Raw genomic sequence first — 802 nt, 5'->3', positions numbered from 1 at the left:
CTACATCTCGGCCGACTACTGGTGGCTGATCTACCCGGTCGGCGGCTGCATCGTCCTCACGGTGCTGGCGCTCAACCTGCTCGCCGACGCCCTGCGCGACGCCGTCGGGCGGCGGGCCGACTGAGCCCGCCCCTCTGCCCTCTTCGCGCACTTCCACCCCACATGTACGGAGCCTGTCCTTACGCACGTCTCCGGAAAGCAGCGAGCACGCCTGGCGGTGGTGCTCGCCGCCGCGGTGGTGACGGCCGCCACCGCGTGCACCGGCGGCGGGGGCGCCGCGAAGGACGCCGCCGCCGGCTACGCCAGCCAGCCGGCGCAGTCGGGCAAGCCCAAGGACGGCGGCGCGGTCACGGTCGCGCTCACCCCCGGACTCAGCCCGAACTACATCTACCCCTACCCGCCGGCCTCGGCCAACGGGACGGTCATCGCCCGCGGCCTGATGTGGCGCTCCCTCTACCGGCCCAGCGGCGAGGGTGACCAGGTCGCCGACGCCGAGCTGAGCCTGGCCGAGCCCCCCGCCTACAGCCCCGACCGCAAGACCGTGACGATCAAGATGAAGGACTACAAGTGGTCCGACGGCACCCCGGTCACGGCCGAGGACGTCGTCTTCTCCCTCACCCTGCTCAAGGCGGCGCTCGCGGAGAGCCCGGCCAACTGGAGCTTCTACACGCCCGGCCAGTTCCCCGACGGGGTCACCGCCAAGGCCGCCAAGCCGGACACGCTGACCCTCGCGCTGGAGACCGCGTACAACCCGTCGTACCTGATGTCCATGCTCACGCTGCTGTACGTGATGCCGTCCAAG

At 71.3% G+C, this 802-nt stretch carries 1 protein-coding gene; it reads left to right on the top strand.

Translation table 11 applies throughout. The annotated features are described in order from the left end of the window. Positions 1 to 217: 217 nt before the first annotated feature. Positions 218 to 802, top strand: a 585-nt coding sequence (locus DMH01_RS42300; RefSeq protein WP_233621886.1) for an ABC transporter substrate-binding protein, incomplete at its 3' end; no start/stop codon positions are given.

The organism is Amycolatopsis sp. WAC 04182 (assembly GCF_003947465.1).
Lineage (GTDB): Bacteria > Actinomycetota > Actinomycetes > Mycobacteriales > Pseudonocardiaceae > Amycolatopsis.
The sequence above is the reverse complement of the archived record's forward strand: the minus strand, read 5'-3'. Positions and strand labels throughout refer to the sequence as shown.